2 protein-coding genes and 1 riboswitch are annotated in these 2,206 nt (G+C 51.2%); both genes read left to right on the top strand.

The genetic code is table 11. From position 1 onward, the window contains the following. Nucleotides 1-282: 282 nt before the first annotated feature. Complete coding sequence (locus EKM97_RS11810; RefSeq protein ID WP_125572571.1) at nt 283-618, top strand: hypothetical protein; 336 nt, start codon at nt 283-285, stop codon at nt 616-618. A 65-nt stretch (nt 619-683) separates the two neighbouring features. Further along, nucleotides 684-778, top strand: a riboswitch (THF riboswitch). A gap of 29 nt (nt 779-807) precedes the next feature. Then, a complete protein-coding gene (locus EKM97_RS11815) occupies nt 808-1,335 on the top strand; it encodes a folate family ECF transporter S component (protein WP_125572572.1) in 528 nt (175 codons plus the stop codon). Nucleotides 1,336-2,206 lie beyond the last annotated feature (871 nt).

A 2,206-nucleotide genomic window follows, 5' to 3' on the forward strand; every position in this document is an offset into this window, starting at 1 on the left:
GTGGTCATGGCGAATTTGGAAAATCTTCTCGCAGTTTTAAGTAGACCAATTTCGATTACTGCCAAAAAGAATAAGACTGCGGTGAAGATTGATTACAAAGTTATCGCGGATTTGCCTGAAAGTTAGGGCTAATTCACCAGCCACTAAATACCAACTAATAGCCAGCAATCGCTGGTTATTTTTGTGAGCAAAAAAATCTGCATGGTATTCTACAAAAGCTGCGTTATTTAACCACACGATTACATTTATAATGAAACGTGGGGGGAGAACTGGAGATGTCCAATGAAACAATCAGAACTCCCAAAAATGCACAATGAGTTTAACTTGAACACGCTACTGAACTTACTCAGCGCCTGGTCGCGGATTAATGGCATTTTGCAAGCGGTGATGGCGCATCCAGGCCGCGTGCTGACGACACTCACGTATGTTGATCAGCAAAGCGGCGAGGAGGTACGCATCTTCATTATCATCGGTGGTAGCAGTGCACTGCGCCGCAAAGCACTGAATAGCTTGTGGACAATGTGGAAGCAAGGCTACCAGTTTGACCATGAGTACTGCGATGTTGATGCGAACAAAGGTGAAACCCTTCACCGTGTATACTGCACAAAAGTCGCATGATTCACTCTTGCTAAGCCCTCCTGTTCGTGATATGGTTAACAAGTAGGCAATGCGCTTACTAAAAATAAGGAGTAGGACGCAGCGCGTTAAGTGTCGGTGGAACGGAATGTGAACACCGGACGAAACCTTCGGGTGCGGTGCTGGGTTCGCATTCGCCTGAAAAGGCGTCTCCGATAGGGAGATGGCAATATGCAAGTAGTAAGTCTGTCGAGCCCCAAGCTCACGACGCGTAATTTGGTGTACCTCGCAATGCTAATGGCAATGGCCTTGGTGTTGGGACGCTTTTCCGTAGGGAATGATTGGATTAAAATTAGTCCAGCATTCATCGCTACGGGACTTATGGGGTATTACTTCGGCCCCTGGCTCGCTGCCCTTGCGGCGGCTTTGAACGACCAAATTGCGTACATGCTCTGGGGTAGCGGTGGTAATTTCTTGGGCTTCACGCTGTCGGCTGCGGTCGGCGCACTCATTTATGGCCTTTTTTTCCACAAGAAGGCGGTCACACTTTGGCGGGTGATTGTCGCAACCGTGCTGGTTGTCAGCATCGTCAACGTCGGCCTCGATACCTTGTGGCTGGTCATGATGGGCTTCAAGCTCCAAGTGATTATCTGGCCTCGTGTCATTAAGAACCTGGTAGTTCTGCCGGTACAAGCAGCACTACTCTACACCGTACTCAAAGCCGTGGTCCGTGTTCGTCCGCGTCTTGAACGCAACTGATTTAATTAAGCAATCCAGGCTGCCGCAAGGCGGCCTTTTTATATGCGCTGTCCGTCAGCGTAAGTCCGTGCCCGCAAGGGTGCGCTTTGCACTTTAAGCAGTTTTCATACCGCCGCAAGGCGGTGGGGTCGGCAACTCCGGTGGTGATGCGCTTGGGCTACGCTCCGGGAACTACGTCGGGCGGGGACCGCTTCAGCCCGCTATCGCGGTCTTCCACTGGCGGAGTTGCCGCAAGAGCAGCGTCAGCTCCGCGCTCCCGAGATGATTGTGTGCAGCCACGACGGCAAGTGCGGCCGTCCTGTCTCCAGACAATCATCTTTTCGCCCGACTCCGTTCCCTGCGCTTCGCCCAAGCACACCGCCACCTCCGTGACCGACACGTTACGGAGTGGCAATTACAGGATCATTCCCAATTACGAGGCAATACCACACAGGACTAATACTGATAAACCTTTGCTGATAGTGCTGACTAATCTTGTGACAGTTCAAGCATGCCGGATTGTGACGTTTGCGGCTTCATCGTTACATTGAAATCACCACCGCAATTGTTCCGTGAATGCACTTAGGGTCTGGGGTGAATTGGCGTAGCAAGCAGGGACAGAGTCAGCGAAAATACAATTAGCAGTGTATGCCCGACGTGGTTTTCGTCGGGTGTACACCGCTAATTGTATCGGGAGCGGGATTTTGACGCGGGTTTTGCGGCAAAGTCCCCAGTGGAAGACGGCGAAGCCGGCTGAAACGGTCCCCGCTGACGGAGTTTCTGCTTGCGAAGCCAATTCGCCCCAGGCCCGACCTTGAAGTGCCCTAGAATTGTTAGACGAAGAATCTAATAATTGTGGGGCTTTTCTTATGATCAAATACAGCAGTACTTT

It is taken from the genome of Lacticaseibacillus songhuajiangensis (assembly GCF_003946025.1).
Taxonomy (GTDB): Bacteria; Bacillota; Bacilli; order Lactobacillales; family Lactobacillaceae; genus Lacticaseibacillus; species Lacticaseibacillus songhuajiangensis.

Bases quoted from the DNA above. Each gene is read 5' to 3' on its own strand.
- EKM97_RS11815 (WP_125572572.1), top strand. From the start codon at position 808: ATGCAAGTAGTAAGTCTGTCGAGCCCCAAGCTCACGACGCGTAATTTG.
- EKM97_RS11810 (WP_125572571.1), top strand. From the start codon at position 283: ATGAAACAATCAGAACTCCCAAAAATGCACAATGAGTTTAACTTGAAC.